Origin of the sequence: Streptomyces sp. NPDC058678, assembly GCF_042714835.1 — a bacterium.
Classification (GTDB): Bacteria; Actinomycetota; Actinomycetes; order Streptomycetales; family Streptomycetaceae; genus Streptomyces.
The window spans coordinates 1-14477 of the sequence record NZ_JBHXSG010000118.1 but is presented as its reverse complement, the minus strand read 5'-3'; the positions used below and the strand labels follow the sequence as shown (position 1 = coordinate 14477).

The following is a 14477-nucleotide window of genomic DNA, read 5'->3' as shown; positions in this document are numbered from 1 at the left end:
CCGTCGCTTGTGGGCCCCCCCCCCCCCGCCCAAGGGGGGGCCCGCCCGGGCCGCACCCCCCCCCCCCCCCGTGTGGCGCGCGGTTGCCGCTCCCCCGGGGCGACCCTCGTCCGTCGTTGCGTCGGGCATCACCCACCATGGCTCCAGGACACCGACCGGAGAACCCGATGAGCTCCCCCTTGCAGCGCTACGCCGACGACCATGTCCGCACGGTCGACACGATGTCGGCCGCGCTGCTGTTCGCGGCCTTCCTGTTCGGCACCGAGATCAGCGTGCCCGGCAGCGGACGGCCGGACGCCGTGGGGCCCACGATCGCCCTCGCGGCCGTGTCCGCGGCCGCACTGTTGCGGCAGCGCGGCCGACCTCGTGCCACCGTCGCCGTGACCGCGCTGTGCGCGGCCGGTGCCGCCGCGCTCGGCCATCTGCTCACGCCGCTGCTGCTGGGACCGCTCATGCTGGCGCTCTACCGGCTGGCCGTCGCCCGCGACCGCAGGACGGCCCGCGCCTTCTTCTGCGCCGCCCTCACCCTGCTGGTGACGTCAGCCCTGTTCCTGGATCCGCTCGACCACCCCTGGCAGCTCGACACGCTCAGCCCCGCCGCCTGCCTGCTGCTCCCGGTCGCCGCCGGCAACGCGACCCGGCTGCGGGGTGCCTACCTGGAGGCCGTGCAGGCGCGCGCCGAGTACGCCGAGCGCAGCCGGGAGGAGGAGGCGCGGCACCGGGTCGCCGAGGAACGCATGCGGATCGCCCGTGAGCTGCACGACGTGGTGGCCCACCATCTGGCGCTGGCCAACGCCCAGGCGGGCACGGCAGCACATCTCTCCCGTACGCATCCCGCACAGTCCCGGCGGATCCTCACCGATCTCGCCGGTACGACGTCCTCGGCACTGCGCGAGATGAAGGCCACCGGGGGCCTGCTGCGCCAGGCGGACGACCCCGCCGCTCCGACCGCCCCCAGCCCCGGTCTCGGCCGGCTCTCCGAGCTGACGGCCGCGTTCGGCTCCGCCGGTCTCGTCGTCCACGTCAGCACCGAGGGCGCCCCCAGGCCGCTGTCGCCCGGCGTGGACCTGACGGCCTACCGGATCGTGCAGGAGGCTCTGACCAACGTCGCCAAGCACGCCTCGGCCGAGGCGGCCCGCGTACGGCTGCGCTACGGCCAGAACCAACTGACGATCACCGTCACCGACAACGGCACCGGCGGTGCCTTCGGAGGCACCGCCACCACCCCCACGTCTTCCGGCCACGGCCTCGGCCTGATCGGTATGCGCGAACGTGCCCGGTCCGTCGGCGGCGCCCTCCAGGCCGGTCACCGGCTGGAGGGCGGTTTCGAGGTCACCACCCGCCTCCCCCTGCACCCCACCACTGTGGAACACGAAGAACGGACCCCATGACCATCCGCGTGCTGCTCGCCGACGACCAGGCCCTGCTGCGGGCCACCTTCCGCATCCTGATCGACTCCTGCGACGACATGGAGGTGGTCGCCGAGGCCACCGACGGCGCCGAGGCCGTCGACCTCGCCCGGCTCCACCACCCCGACGTCGTCCTGATGGACATCCGCATGCCCGGCACCGACGGACTGACCGCCACCTCCGTCATCTGTTCGGACCCGGGTCTGTCCGACACCCGGGTGCTGATCCTCACCACGTTCGAGATCGACGAGTACGTGGCCCAGGCACTGCGGGCCGGGGCGAGCGGTTTCCTCGGCAAGGACGTCACAGCGGAGGCGCTGCTCACCGGCGTCCGGACCGTGGGGGCCGGCGACTCCCTCCTCTCCCCCGCCGCCACCCGCACCCTGATCAGCCGTTTCCTGGCCGCTCCGGGGCTCGGGACCCGGCTGGCGGCGTCCCAGGACCTCGCCGTCCTGACCACTCGTGAACGCGAGGTGATGGCCTGGGCGGCGGAGGGGCACTCCAACGACGAGATCGCCGAGAAGCTCTTCGTCAGCCCGCTGACCGTACGCACCCATGTGCACCGTGCGATGACCAAGCTGGGTGCCCGCGACCGTGCCCAACTCGTCGTCATGGCCTACCAGTCGGGGCTGGTGCAGGCCCTTCCGCCGGCCACGGACCGCTGACCCGCGGTCGGCGGCCGTTCAGGGGAAACCTTCCGGGAGGGCGCGTGGCGGTCGCCGGGCCGGTCGACAACTGACCCGTGAGCCTCCCGCTGATCCCTCCCATGCTCGCCACGCCCGGCACCCTGCCGCCCGCCGCGCAGGACGCGCGGTGGGCGTACGAGACGAAGCAGGACGGCCAGCGCGTGGTGGTCTATCTCCCCGGCGACGGCAGTGTGGTGCTGCGCGCCCGGTCCGGGGAGGTCGTCACCGTCGCCTACCCCGAGCTGCTGGCGCTGGGCCACGCGCTCGGCGCCACACCTGCCGTGCTGGACGGGGAGGTCCTGGCGCTGGACGAACAGGGCCGCGGCGACTTCCAGTTGCTCCAGTCCAGGATGGGGCTGGTGCAGGCGCCCGGCAGGGCGGCGCGCCGGGCTGCGGAGGTACCCGTCCACCTCGTGCTGTTCGACGTGCTGCACCTCGGACAGCGCTCCCTGCTGGGCCTGCCCTACCTGCGGCGGCGGGCGCGGCTGGAGGAACTCGGGCTGGCCGGGCCCTACTGGTCGACTCCGGCCGCGCTCGTCGGCCGCGGCGAACAGGCCCTGCGGGCCACCCGCGAGCACGGTCTGGAGGGCCTGGTCTGCAAGCGGCTGGACTCGGTGTACGAGCCCGGTGTCCGCTCCCGCGCCTGGATCAAGATCCGGAACATGCGCAGCGAGGACGTCGTCGTGGGCGGCTGGCTGCCCGGCAAGGGACGGCTCACGGGCCTGCCCGGTGCCGTCCTGGTCGGCCAGCGCGCCGCCGGGCGCCTGCGGTACGTCGGCGGCGTGGGCACCGGCTGGAGCGAGACGGAACGGGAGCAACTCGCCGCGCTGCTCAGCACCGCCGCGACGGACGTGTGCCCCTTCGACCCCGTGCCGCGGGTGCCCGGTGCGCGCTGGGTGCTGCCCCGGCTGGTCGGCGAGGTCCGCTACAGCACCCGTACCCGGGCCGGGATGCTGCGCCAGCCGTCCTGGCTGCGGCTGCGGCCGGACCTCGCTCCCGAGGAGTCGGCGGCCAACCTGCCGGACGACCTCGCCTGACACCTCGTCACGTTCCAACTGTTGGGGCTGCCGTCACCAGAGAGTAGCCTGCGACCTCTTGGCGCGGACATGAAAACCCGGGAAGCTGAACCCCCCTTCCCCCCACAGCCGTTGGGCTGCGCCCGCACCAAGAGGAGGACGCAGTGTCGTCACCTTCGTTCAAGGCACACCGCAGGAGATGGATCACCGGCCTGGCCGGCGCCGCCGCGCTCGTCGTCGCCTTCCCCACCGCCGCCTTCGCGGCCCCGCCGAGGGCGTTGCCCGCCAACGCCGAAGCCGCCGAGAACACGTACCAGCCGGCCTTCGACTACGACACGGACGGCTGCTACCCCACTCCCGCGATCGGCCCCGACGGCACCGTCAACGGCGGCCTCAACCCGACCGGCGCCCTCAACGGCGACTGCCGCGACGCCTCGGACCTCGACAACACCAACAGCTACTCGCGCTCCAAGTGCAACAACGGCTGGTGCGCCTACATGTACGGCCTGTACTTCGAGAAGGACCAGGCCGTCGCCGGCAGCAGCATCGGCGGCCACCGCCACGACTGGGAGCACGTCGTGGTGTGGGTGCAGAACAACCAGGTGCAGTACGTCTCGACGTCCAACCACGGCTCGTTCACCGTGACCGCGGCGTCCGGGGTCCGCTTCGACGGCACCCACGCGAAGATCGTCTACCACAAGGACGGCGTCAGCACGCACTGCTTCCGGCTGGCGAACTCGGGCGACGAGCCGCCGGAGAACCACAAGGGAACCTGGCAGTACCCGCCGCTGGTCGGCTGGAACGGCTACCCGTCGGGGCTGCGCGACAAGTTGAGCGCGTACGACTTCGGCAGCGCCAACTTCGGCCTCAAGGACGGCAACTTCGCCGCCCACCTGTCCTCGGCCAAGCCGTCCGGGATCACCTTCGACCCGAACGCCTGACCGCCTGACCGTCCGGAACGCCCACCGGCCCGGCGCTGCCCGCAACACGGCACGCCGGGTCGGCCCGTCTGCCGGGCGGGTGGCGTCGGGCGGTACGGCACGGAGGCACCGCCGTGAGGGTCTATCGTGGCCGTATGTCCATGCCCGAACTGATCCGTGTCGTCTCCCGCGACTCGCCCATGGCGCTCGCCCAAGTGGAGCGTGTCCGGGCCGAGTTGGCGGCCCTGTACCCCTCAGTGCGCACCGAGGTCGTGCCGGTGAAGACGACCGGCGACAAGTGGATGGGCGATCTGTCCCAGGTCGAGGGCAAGGGGGCGTTCACCAAGGAGGTGGACGCCGCGTTGCTGGCCGGTGAGGCGGATCTCGCGGTGCACTGCGTCAAGGACGTGCCCGCCGACCGGCCGCTCCCGGCGGGCACGACGTTCGCCGCGTTCCTGAAGCGGGACGACATCCGGGACGCCCTCATCCACCCCGGCGGCCTCACCCTCGACGAACTCCCGTCCGGAACCCGGATCGGCACCTCTTCGGTGCGCCGGGTCGCGCAACTGGCCGCCTCCCACCCGCAGCTGGAGTGCGTGCCGTTCCGCGGCAACGCCAACCGGCGGCTGGAGAAGCTGGCGGCCGGCGAGGCGGACGCGCTCCTGCTCGCGGTGTCCGGTTTGGAGCGCATCGACCGCCGGGACGTGATCAGCGAAATCCTCTCCCCCGAGACGATGATGCCGCCGATCGGCGCGGGCATCCTCGCCCTGCAGTGCCGGGAGGGCGACACCGAGATCATCGACGCGGTCAGCGCGCTCGGCGATCCGGACACGCATCGCGAGGCGACCGCGGAGCGCATGTTCCTGCACGTCCTGCAGGGACACTGCAACAGCCCGATCGCCGGGTACGCACGCGTGGACCGCGGTGGCGAGCTCTCCCTTCGCGCCTGCGTCTTCACCCCGGACGGCAAGACCCGGCTGAACGCCCACGAATGGGCGGGCCGCCTCGACCCGGCGACGCTCGGCACCTCGGTCGCCGTGGCGCTGCTGCGTCAGGGCGCCCGCGAGATCATCGACGGCATTCCGCACTGAGCGGCGGGCCCGCGCGTCAGGCGGTGCCCTCCTCGGCCTGGTCCCGCAGGAAGTTGCTCACCTGGCAGGCGAGGCCGTCGCGCACCGCACCGGTGCCGACGGCCTGCTCGTCCAGTCCGATGCCGCCCGCCCACAGCCGGCGGTCCGCCCACTCGTCGTCGACGCGCAGCTGGACCTGGACGTCCACCTGGCTCAGCGACGCCTCCGGGCCGGCCGCGTACAGCACGGCGGTCGCCCTGCGCAGCGGATAGACGTCGAAGCCCTCGATGAACTGCGAATTGCGCCAGTCGATGAACGCGCTCTCCCCGTCGGTGCCGATGCGCACGTCGATCTGGCCGTCCTCCAGATGGATGGTCGAGTGCAGGCTGCCGCGGTTCTCGACGGTGACGCGGACCCGGAAGTACGTCAGCCCCTCGGCGGCGTCGTCCCGTCCACGCGGCGGCTCGGCCGCCTCCAGACGGTGTACGCGGACACGCAGACCGGCATGCTCGTCGTACTCCTGCCAGTCCCCGACCACGTTCGGCTCGTACACAATCCACCTCTCGACCTCAGAGAGCTGCTTCCTATCTTTGCGCTCTGCACGCTGTCAAATGAGCAGAATGCGCTGTGGCCAGCGAATTCGTCCCCTTGATCAGTGATCAAGCCGTGCGCAGGAAGAATCCGCCGACCGGTCGGACGGCCGGATTCCCGCGCGTGCCGCACATCACTTTCCGGACGCCTGGTCAACGTGCCAGTCGGCCCAGGAGCGACGAGGCCGCGGCGATGCCGAGCCCGGCGGCCACAATCAGCACCGCGAAGTCGACCGCCAGGTGGGCGGGCGTACCGATGAGGAGGCCGCGCAGGGCGTCCACCTGGTGGCTCAGGGGGTTGACCGTGCTGATCGCCTGGAGCCAGCCGGGCATGAGGGACACGGGGTAGAGGGCGTTGGAGCCGAAGAACAGCGGCATGGTGATCGCCTGGCCGATTCCCATCAGCCGGTCACGGCTGAGCACGATGCCGGCGATGGTCATCGACAGGCAGGAGAAGAAGACGGATCCGAGGATCACCACCGCCGCGACGCCCAGCAGCTTGAGCGGGTTCCAGGTGAGCGCCACGCCCAGCAGCGCGGCGATGACGATGACCACGACCGCCTGGATCAGCGACTTCACGCCGGCCGCGAACGCCTTGCCGGTGATCAGCGCCGAGCGTGGGGTCGGCGTGACGAGGAGCTTGTTCAGGACGCCGGCGTCACGCTCCCAGATGATCTGGATGCCGTAGAAGATGGCGATGAACATCGCGGACTGGGCGATGATGCCGGGCGCGAGGTAGTCGATGTAGGGGATGCCGTCGGTGGGGATCGCCTTGATGCGGGTGAAGGTCTGGCCGAAGATCAGCAGCCACAGGGCCGGCTGGACCGCCCGGGTGTACAGCTCGGTGCGGTCGTGGCGCAGCTTCTGCAGTTCGACGGCACACATCGCCACGACCCGGGTGGGCAGCAGCCGCCAGCCCGCGCGGGGCTCGGGCGGACTCAGCAGCAGGCCGATGCCGGCCTCGCGGGCGCGGTCAGCCGACGCGGCCTGCGGTGCGGCGGGTGCTTCGGACATCGCGGAACTCTCCTGACTGGTCGTCGAGACCGCTGCCGGCGACGTCACGGAAGACGTCCTCGAGGGTGGGCAGCGGATCCGTTGCCCTGGCGCCCCGGCGCTCACCGAGCCCCTGCCGCAATTCGGCCGGGGTGCCGAGGGCCCGGATGCGGCCGCGGTGCATCAGACCGACCCGGTCGCAGTAGTGGTCGGCCTCGTCCATGTAGTGGGTGGTCACCAGGACCGTCATGCCGGTGGCCGCGCGGACGGCGTTGATGTGCTCCCACACGTCGGTGCGGGCGATCGGGTCGAGGCCGATGGTCGGCTCGTCGAGGATCAGCAGCCGGGGCGCGCTGACCAGGGCCTGCGCGAGTTCGAGGCGGCGGATCATGCCGCCGGAGTAGGTGCCCGCGAGCCGGTCGGCGGCGCCGGTGAGGTCGACCGCGGCCATGGCCTGTGCGACGCGCTCGGCGCGCTCGCGGCGGGGCACGTCGAAGACCCGGGCGAACAGGGCGACGTTCTCGCGGCCGGTGAGGCCCGCGTCGGCGGACAACTGCTGCGGCACATAACCCAGCAGGCGTCGTACGGCCATGGCCTCCTTGGCGGCGTCGCGGCCGAAGACGTGGACCATCCCGGCGGGAACGGGCAGCAGGGTGGTGATGCAGCGAATGGCGGTGGTCTTTCCGGCACCGTTGGGTCCGAGCAGTCCGAAGACCTCGCCCTGCGCCACCGACAACTCGAGCCCGTCGACCGCGTTGGTGTCGCCGAAGGAATAGGCGAGCCCGGTGCAGGCGACCGCCCCCTGAGCGTCCCGTGTCATGACTCCTCGACCTCCTCGTGCAGATTGACGGCGAGCTTGCGCAGCGCCGGGATCGCCGCGTGCAGTGCGTCCCGGTCCGCCGCGTCGAGGCGGGACACCTCGCGTCGTACGAGGTCGGCGCGCCGCTCGCGCCACTCGCCCAGCCGGGCCCCGGCAGCGGCGGTGGGCAGCAGTCGGGCGGCCCGACGGTCGGCCGGGTGCGTCTCCCGGATCAGGTAGCCCTGCCCGGCCAGCTGGTTGACCAGCGTCGAGACCGAGTTGCTCGCCAGGCACAGTTCCTTGGCGGCGTCCGAGATCCCGATGCCGGGCCGCTCCACGACGAGGCGCAGCAGCTCGACCTCGGCGCCACGCAGCCGGGGGTCGGGCATGTCCCGGCGCAGCCGGCGCCGGATGAGCCGCTGGACGCCGACCAGCGCGTCGGCCAGCTCCTCGGTGAAGGTCTCTGGTTCCACACCGAGGACGTTACCTCTGTAGCAGAGGTAACCAACCCAAGTGTTGGTCAAGAACACGACAGGCAGGGCGACTACCCCGACGCGGATATCACTCAATGAATTCCATCGATTTCAGAAAGTGTTTTCCCGCGGCAACCCCGTCCCCTTTTCAACATTTCACTATTCCGCGATCGCCCGCCATCATGGAATTCGCCGGAATTGTTTCGAACCGGACGCTCGCGGGAATCCGCAATTCAGTGCTTCGGACAGGAGGCACGTCCGTGGGAGCCGGCCCGCCCGGCCCAGGCCGGCCTCCGCAAGGTCGAGCCCGCGCCCCCACGGTTCTGTCCATCCAGCACCTGCTGAGGGAGGCGCGCACCATGCCTGTCACTGGCAGAACGAAGCCGCACCCGCACGACGACGCCCCCAACACCGCCGCCGACTTCGTGCGGCTCGTCGACCTGCCCCCCAGCCCGGAACGCAAGGCACTCCGCGACGAACTGGTCGAGACCTGGCTGCCGATGGCCGAGCGGATCGCCGTCCGCTTCCGGGGCCGCGGCGAGTCCCTGGAGGACCTGTACCAGGTGGCCGCCCTCGGCCTCGTCAAGGCCGTCGACCACTACGACCCCGAGCGGGGCTGCGCCTTCGAGGCGTACGCGGTGCCGACCATCACCGGCGAGATCAAGCGGCACTTCAGGGACCACATGTGGACGCTGCACGTGCCCCGCCGCGTGCAGGACCTGCGCAACCGGGTGCGCCAGGCCGCGAAGGAGATGTCGCAGACGACCCCGGGCCGGGGCCCGACGCTGGCCGAGATCGCCGAGTTCGCGCACATGAGCGAGGAGGAGGCGCGCACCGGGATGGAGGCCCTGGAGTGCTTCACCGCGCTGTCGCTGGAGGCCGAGATGCCCGGCACCGAGGGGTACGCCCTGGGTGACGCGATCGGCGGCCCGGACCCGGCCTTCGACGTCGTCGTCGACCGGGTGGCCGTGCGGCCCTGCCTCGAGGCACTTCCCGAGCGCGAGCGCACCATTCTCTACCTGCGCTTCTTCCGCGGGATGACACAGAGCAGCATCGCGGACCAGCTCGGCATCTCGCAGATGCACGTCTCCCGGCTGCTCAGCAGCTGCTTCGACCGGCTGCGCGAGGAGATCCTCACCGAGGCGGGGTGAACTCCCGCCGCGCCGCCGCCGTCACTCCGGCGGTACTCCCGGGATCTGCGTGGGGCCGTACCGGTCGATGGCATCCTCCAGCTCCGCGCGGATCTCCGCGGGCATGGTCCCGGCCCGCCCCCACAGGAGGATCAGTTCGGCGACATTGCGCAACTTGATGTTGGTGTGCTGGGAGACGTCCTTCAGCACCTGCCACCCCTGGTCGGGCGTGACCCTGCCGAGCGCGACGACCATGCCGATCGCCTGGTCGACGACGGCGTGCGAGGCGACCGCCTCCTTGAGCTGGTCGATCTGTTCCTGCAGCTCGAAGATGCGGTCCGACTCGTCGGCTGGTTCCTCCGGTACGGCTGACACCTCTCCATCGTGTCACTCGTCCGGCCCCGCGCCACCGGGCGCGACGCGGACGGGCCACCGTTTCGGCGGCGCCACCGGGGTACTCGGCAGGCGCCCCGAGCGCTTCCGGTCGGACACTGGGACGAGACCTGTGGCCCCGGCCGATGAGAGCAGGACACGAACGCCATGAACCACGACACGCGACCGTCCAGCGCCACCAAGACCGTCCAGTCCACACATTCCGTGTTCGGCGCGCCCTGCTGGGTGAGCCTGACCAGCCGCGACCAGCAGGCCACGGAGGAGTTCTACGGGGCTGTGCTGGGCTGGGAGTGGCAGCCGGCGAAGCTCGGCGACCGCTTCCGGGTGGCGCTGGCCGACGGCACACCGGTGGCCGGGATCGCCGCGGTCGCCTCCATGTGGCAGATGGCGGTCGCCTGGACGCCGTACTTCGCCGTGCCCAGCGCGGACGAGGCCGCGGCGCGCGCCCAGGAGCGCGGTGGCACGACGGCGGTGGGGCCGCTGTCCTTCCCACCCGGGCGGGCGGCGCTGCTCGCCGACCGGGACGGGGCGGCCTTCGGCATCTGGGAGGGCGAACTCTTCGCCAACTGGGAGAGCTGGCGCGAGGCGCAGCCGGCCTTCATCAAGCTCCACACCCGCGACGCCTTCGACGCCGCGATCTTCTACGGCGAGGTGCTGGAGTGGGCTTCGGACCGGCCCGGCTGCTGCGAGGTCCGCTACGAGGCGGGCGAGGTCGTGCTGCGCAGCCGGGGCGACGTGGTGGCGCGCATCGAGTCCGGCGCGCTGGAATCGGCTCCCGACCCCGCGATCCGGCCGCACTGGCAGGTCCACTTCGCGGTCTCGGACGTGGCGGCCTGCGTGCGGGCCGCGGAGGTGCACGGCGGCAGCGTCCTGTCGAAGGGCAGTGAGGAGGCCGTACTGCGCGACCCCGACGGCGCGCAGTTCACGGTGACCTCACGACGCGAACGCTGACGTGCCGCACGAACGCTGACAGCCGACCGCGAACGCTGAGCCGACCGCGAACGCTGACTCTGCACGCGGGGACGGGGCCCCGGGCGGCCGGGGGCCGGCGGCCGGGGGCCCCGATGCCCGCGCCGAGCCTCAGCGGGCGGCGCGCGAGGGCCTCGAGAGCAGGACGAGGCTGCGCGCGTCGACGGTCATTCCCGCGCCCGCCTTGTGCTCGGCCTCGTCGGCTCCGTGGGGCTCGGCGGTGTCGATCAGCGTCGTCCAGCGTTCGCCGTAGGTGGCGTCGGGCAGGCGGAACTCCACCGGCTCCCAGTAACCGTTGAGCAGGAGCAGGAAGGAGTCGTCCACCACCCGGTTCCCGCACGCGTCGGGCTCGGCGATGGCGTCACCGTTGAGGAAGACGCCGACGGAGTGCGCGTCGGAGCGCTGCCAGTCCTCGTCGGACATCTCGCGCGCGTCCGGCAGCAGCCACACCAGGTCGGGCAGCGGCTGACCCGCGTGCGTCACGGTCTCGCCGCGGAAGAAGCGGCGCCGGCGCAGCACGGGGTGGCTCCTGCGCAGCCCGATGACGTACCGGGTGAAGTCGCCCAGCGCCTGCTGGTCCTCGGTCAGGCGCCAGTCGATCCAGGAGACTTCGTTGTCCTGGCAGTAGGCGTTGTTGTTGCCGCCCTGGCTGCGGCCCAGCTCGTCGCCGTGGCAGAGCATCGGGATGCCCTGCGAGAGCAGCAGCGTGGCCAGGAAGTTGCGCTGCTGGCGGGCGCGCAGCTCCAGGACGGCCGGGTCGCGGGTGTCGCCCTCGGCGCCGCAGTTCCAGGAACGGTTGGTGCTCTCGCCGTCCTGGTTGTCCTCACCGTTGGCCTCGTTGTGCTTGTCGTTGTACGAGACGAGGTCGCGCAGGGTGAACCCGTCGTGCGCGGTGACGAAGTTGACGCTGGCGCGCGGGCGCCGCCGGCTGTGCTGGTACAGGTCGGAGGAGCCGGTCAGCCGGGAGGCGAACTCGCCGAGCGTGTGCGGCTGGCCGCGCCAGAAGTCCCGTACGCAGTCCCGGTACTTGCCGTTCCACTCCGACCACAGCGGCGGGAAGTTGCCCACCTGGTAGCCGCCCTCCCCCACGTCCCACGGCTCGGCGATCAGTTTGACGCGGCTGATCACCGGGTCCTGCTGGATGAGGTCGAAGAACGCCGACAGCCGGTCCACCTCGTGGAACTGCCGGGCCAGCGTGGCCGCGAGGTCGAACCGGAAGCCGTCGACGCGCATCTCGGTCACCCAGTACCGCAGCGAGTCCATGATCAGCTGCAGGACGTACGGGTGCCGCATCAGCAGGCTGTTGCCGGTGCCGGTGGTGTCGTAGTAGTGGCCCCAGTCGCCGTCCACCAGGCGGTAGTACGAGGCGTTGTCGATGCCGCGGAAGGAGAGCGTCGGGCCCTTCTCATTGCCCTCGGCGGTGTGGTTGTAGACGACGTCCAGGATCACTTCGAGGCCGGCCGCGTGCAGCGCCTTCACCATCCACTTGAACTCGGTGACCTGCTGGCCGCGGGTGCCGTGGGCGGCGTAGCCGTTGTGCGGGGCGAAGAACCCGATGGTGTTGTAGCCCCAGTAGTTGGACAGGCCCCGGTCCGTGAGCACCCCGTCCTGCACGAACTGGTGCACCGGCATCAACTCGACGGCCGTCACCCCGAGCGAGGTCAGGTGCTCGACGACCGCCGGGTGCGCGAGCCCCGCGTAGGTGCCGCGAAGTTCGGGCGGGACGTCCGGGTGGGTCCGGGTGAGCCCCCGTACGTGCGCCTCGTAGATCACGCTGTCGGCGTACGACCGCCCGATCGGCCGGTCGTCGCCCCAGTCGAAGGCCGGGTCGGTGACCACGCCGAGCATGGTGTGTCCGGCGCTGTCGGCGGGGGACGGACCGTCCGCCGCGCGCTCGAAGAGCGAGGCGTGGTTGTCGACCTCCCCGTCCACCGCCCTGGCGTACGGGTCGAGCAGCAGCTTGGCCGGGTTGCACCGGTGACCCAGGGCCGGCTGCCAGGGTCCGTGCACCCGAAAGCCGTAACGCTGCCCGGGCCCGATCCCTGGCAGATAGCAGTGCCACACGAAGCCGTCGACCTCGGTCATCGCCGCGGTGAGGTGCCGGCCCCGGTCGTCGACGAGGACCAGCTCGACGCGTTCGGCGACCTCGCTGAACAGGGCGAAGTTGGTGCCGTTCCCGTCGTGCGAAGCGCCCAACGGGTAGGGGCGCCCGCTCCACACGGGCACCCCTTTCCGGTGCGGTCGGCGCGCGGTCACCGAGCGTCCTCCAGAATGCCGTCCGGTCTGCTCGCGGGCCCGGCCAGGGCCGCGACCGGCACCTCGCGGGGCACCTGGAGCACCTCGGGCAGGCTGGGCCAGGGCGTCGTGGGGACGAGCGGGACCCGCTCGCCGGCGCGGGCGCGTTGCGAGAACCAGATCACCTTGCTGCCGGTGTCGGTGGCGCAGCAGCCCCAGCCGTCGCTCATCGCGGCGATGTGTTCCAGGCAGGCGCGCAGGTCCTGGTGCGGGCGCAGGTCGCAGTCGTTCTCACCGATGGCGGTGATGAGGTGCTGGCCGTTCCACCAGAGCTCGATCGACGTGTTCTTGTCCGTGGCGTGCTCGTCGATGGCCTCCAGCAGCATCCCGGTACCGCGGCAGACGGGCTCGACCAGGATCTCCAGGTCCCAGTACCGGAGGTGAGCGGCCAGGATGCGCCTGACCTGTCCTATCCGTTCCGGGCCGACCTCCACGTCGAGGTGGTAGTAGCAGGGCGATGCGGTCTTCATCGTCGTTGGCTCCTCACCGGCGAAGCTCTCGCTTCCCCTCGCCCCCTGCGGGGCATGAGCCCCGAACACGAAGCGTGAGCACTGATCGCTTCTGAGTCACCTACAGAGTGAGCGGGCTACGCCGTTCGTGCAACACGAGCGACGGACGAGGTGAGAGAAGGCCCTGGTGGTTGAAGATCCAACAAGACGCTGAGTCATTGCGCATGCACCATGTGTGAAGACCTCGATGCCCGTAACGGATCCGCGTGCGTCCGCGCGCGGCCGCCGCCCGACGGTCGGGAGACGTGCCATCGAGCCCCTGGAAGGTGAACGGCACCATGCTGCTGCCGGCCAAAGCCGAAGTGGCCCGCCAACTGCGGCGGTATCGGGCGTGGGAACGCAGGATGCTCGCGGCCCCCGCCGACCGCAGGGTCCGGGCCACTTTCGAGGACTCGGGCTACACCCTCTGCGTGCTCATGGGCAAACGCTGCGCGCGCGAGGCCGCGGACGCCGCCGAACGATATCTGCGGACCACCTTGGTCGCCTATCTCCAGGAGGAGAGCGAGCGGCCCGGTACGCGGGCCCTGGTCAGACGGGGCCCGCCGCGTACGGACCGGCGTTCCCCCGCGGGGAGGTAGCCACCTTCCGGCGCAGCTTGGATCCCCCGGCCGGGCCACGTGCCCGGCCTCGAGCACGGCGGAGGTGTGACTCATGAGTTCGACCCAGCCCCAGGTGATCGGCCGCATTCCGGTGCGGGACGTCCGGCCGTCCGTGGAGTGCGGCAGGCGTCCGGCGAAGGCCGTCGTGAACGAGACGTTCGAAGTCACCTCGACCGTGTTCCGCGAGGGCCACGACGCGGTCGGCTGCAACGTCGTGCTGACGGATCCTGAGGGCGGACACGGCCCCTGGACGCCGATGCGGGAACTGGCCCCGGGCAGCGACCGCTGGGGCGCCGAGGTCACCCCCGGCGCCCCGGGCCGCTGGACTTACCGCGTCGAGGCGTGGGGCGACCCACTGGCCACATGGCGCCACACGGCCCGCATAAAGGTTCCGGCAGGCATCGACGCCGGGCTGGTCCTCGAGGAGGGCGCCGACCTGTACGAACGGGCGGCGGCCGGGGTGCCGCAGGGCCCCGAGCGGTCGGCGGTACTGGCTGCCGTGGACACCCTGCGCGATGACACCCTGCCGGTCGCGACGCGCCTCGCGGCGGCGTTGACGCCGGAGGTGGACGCGGTCCTCTCGCGGTATCCGCTGAGGGAGTTCGTGACCGCGTCGGAGACGCTGC

The 14477-nt window shown here is 71.4% G+C and carries 16 protein-coding genes; 9 read left to right on the top strand and 7 right to left on the bottom strand.

Features of this window, described 5'->3' with window-relative positions:
* Positions 1 to 167: 167 nt before the first annotated feature.
* The 5 genes from ACFWWR_RS46550 (at position 168) to hemC (ending at position 5122) form a co-directional block, all read left to right on the top strand.
* Positions 168 to 1391, top strand: a complete 1224-nt coding sequence (locus tag ACFWWR_RS46550) for a sensor histidine kinase (protein WP_384310423.1) — start codon at positions 168 to 170, stop codon at positions 1389 to 1391.
* Positions 1388 to 2074 (top strand): response regulator, encoded by a 687-nt coding sequence (locus ACFWWR_RS46545; RefSeq protein WP_383868923.1) that lies wholly within the window; start codon positions 1388 to 1390, stop codon positions 2072 to 2074. Before ACFWWR_RS46550 ends, ACFWWR_RS46545 begins: the two co-directional genes overlap by 4 nt.
* A 77-nt stretch (positions 2075 to 2151) precedes the next feature.
* Positions 2152 to 3132 (top strand): ATP-dependent DNA ligase, encoded by a 981-nt coding sequence (locus ACFWWR_RS46540; protein WP_383868926.1) that lies wholly within the window; start codon positions 2152 to 2154, stop codon positions 3130 to 3132.
* A 143-nt stretch (positions 3133 to 3275) separates the two neighbouring features.
* Entirely contained in the window at positions 3276 to 4052 is a 777-nt protein-coding gene (locus tag ACFWWR_RS46535) for an NPP1 family protein (protein WP_383868928.1), read from the top strand.
* A gap of 134 nt (positions 4053 to 4186) precedes the next feature.
* On the top strand, positions 4187 to 5122 hold the full coding sequence (gene hemC, locus ACFWWR_RS46530) for a hydroxymethylbilane synthase (RefSeq protein ID WP_383868931.1): 936 nt from the start codon (positions 4187 to 4189) through the stop codon (positions 5120 to 5122).
* 16 nt (positions 5123 to 5138) lie between these two features.
* Here hemC and ACFWWR_RS46525 read toward each other — a convergent pair whose 3' ends face one another.
* From ACFWWR_RS46525 to ACFWWR_RS46510, 4 genes are all read right to left on the bottom strand, one after another.
* The gene (locus ACFWWR_RS46525; RefSeq protein WP_383868934.1) at positions 5139 to 5654 is read right to left on the bottom strand and encodes a hypothetical protein; all 516 of its coding nucleotides are present in this window, start codon (positions 5652 to 5654) and stop codon (positions 5139 to 5141) included.
* A 190-nt stretch (positions 5655 to 5844) separates the two neighbouring features.
* Positions 5845 to 6705: an ABC transporter permease gene (locus tag ACFWWR_RS46520; RefSeq protein WP_383868937.1), complete on the bottom strand. Its 861-nt coding sequence runs from the start codon at positions 6703 to 6705 to the stop codon at positions 5845 to 5847.
* Positions 6665 to 7504 (bottom strand): ABC transporter ATP-binding protein, encoded by an 840-nt coding sequence (locus tag ACFWWR_RS46515; protein ID WP_384310420.1) that lies wholly within the window; start codon positions 7502 to 7504, stop codon positions 6665 to 6667. Before ACFWWR_RS46515 ends, ACFWWR_RS46520 begins: the two co-directional genes overlap by 41 nt.
* Positions 7501 to 7956: a MarR family winged helix-turn-helix transcriptional regulator gene (locus ACFWWR_RS46510; protein WP_384310417.1), complete on the bottom strand. Its 456-nt coding sequence runs from the start codon at positions 7954 to 7956 to the stop codon at positions 7501 to 7503. Before ACFWWR_RS46510 ends, ACFWWR_RS46515 begins: the two co-directional genes overlap by 4 nt.
* 359 nt (positions 7957 to 8315) lie before the next feature.
* Between ACFWWR_RS46510 and ACFWWR_RS46505 the strand changes: the two genes are divergently transcribed.
* Entirely contained in the window at positions 8316 to 9107 is a 792-nt protein-coding gene (locus ACFWWR_RS46505; protein WP_383868945.1) for a SigB/SigF/SigG family RNA polymerase sigma factor, read from the top strand.
* Positions 9108 to 9128: 21 nt separating this feature from the next.
* Here the strand turns inward: ACFWWR_RS46505 and ACFWWR_RS46500 are convergent, their stop codons facing one another.
* Positions 9129 to 9461, bottom strand: coding sequence for an ANTAR domain-containing protein (locus tag ACFWWR_RS46500; protein WP_384310415.1), 333 nt, complete (start codon positions 9459 to 9461; stop codon positions 9129 to 9131).
* A 165-nt stretch (positions 9462 to 9626) separates the two neighbouring features.
* On the opposite strand from ACFWWR_RS46500, the gene ACFWWR_RS46495 reads away from it, so the two are divergent.
* Positions 9627 to 10430, top strand: a complete 804-nt coding sequence (locus tag ACFWWR_RS46495) for a VOC family protein (RefSeq protein WP_383868950.1) — start codon at positions 9627 to 9629, stop codon at positions 10428 to 10430.
* Positions 10431 to 10559: 129 nt separating this feature from the next.
* Here the strand turns inward: ACFWWR_RS46495 and glgX are convergent, their stop codons facing one another.
* Positions 10560 to 12704: a glycogen debranching protein GlgX gene (gene glgX / locus ACFWWR_RS46490; RefSeq protein ID WP_384310413.1), complete on the bottom strand. Its 2145-nt coding sequence runs from the start codon at positions 12702 to 12704 to the stop codon at positions 10560 to 10562.
* Positions 12701 to 13213 carry a pep a2 gene (locus tag ACFWWR_RS46485; protein WP_383868956.1) on the bottom strand — a complete coding sequence of 171 codons (513 nt, stop codon included), beginning with the start codon at positions 13211 to 13213 and terminating at the stop codon, positions 12701 to 12703. The genes glgX and ACFWWR_RS46485 overlap by 4 nt, the downstream gene beginning before the upstream one ends.
* 317 nt (positions 13214 to 13530) lie before the next feature.
* Between ACFWWR_RS46485 and ACFWWR_RS46480 the strand changes: the two genes are divergently transcribed.
* Positions 13531 to 13830 carry a DUF5133 domain-containing protein gene (locus ACFWWR_RS46480; RefSeq protein ID WP_383868968.1) on the top strand — a complete coding sequence of 100 codons (300 nt, stop codon included), beginning with the start codon at positions 13531 to 13533 and terminating at the stop codon, positions 13828 to 13830.
* Positions 13831 to 13903: 73 nt separating this feature from the next.
* Positions 13904 to 14477: maltotransferase domain-containing protein (locus ACFWWR_RS46475; protein WP_384310410.1), on the top strand; the 574-nt coding region annotated here is incomplete at its 3' end.